Here is a 396-nt window from a genome sequence, read left to right as displayed (position 1 = left end):
AAAGCCACAGTTTCGAGATGGCGAGAAATTGCCAGAAAGCACGGCATCCCCGACTTGCACCTCTGCGCCGTGCAATTTTATGGAATCGAAGATCCACGTGTATGGGGGTTCGATGCCGCGGTCGAGTTTCCTCCGCATACATTTATTGGGCCCGAAAATCGTCCTGACAAATTTCCGCAGCTGTTGAATGAGAAGTTTGTTGGTGGGTTGATTGATTATAGGAAAATAATCGCTCAATCGATGGAACGTACTACAAAGGATTATCTGTGGTATCGGGGGATTATTCCATCATGGGATAACACTGCACGTCGGCAGAACAATCCTCATACAATTATTTATTCATCCCCTGATCTGTACAGATTCTGGTTGCATCAGCTTGTCCAATTCACAAAAGAG

General features: G+C 45.7%; 1 protein-coding gene. It reads left to right on the top strand.

Going from position 1 to position 396, the window contains the following annotated elements:
* Window positions 1-396 (top strand): glycoside hydrolase family 99-like domain-containing protein (locus tag SB752_RS31995; RefSeq protein ID WP_410719441.1); only part of this gene is annotated, 396 nt, incomplete at both ends.

The organism is Brevibacillus sp. SIMBA_040 (assembly GCF_046535075.1).
In the GTDB taxonomy this organism is placed as follows: domain Bacteria; phylum Bacillota; class Bacilli; order Brevibacillales; family Brevibacillaceae; genus Brevibacillus.
This window is presented reverse-complemented; position numbering and strand designations above follow the sequence as displayed.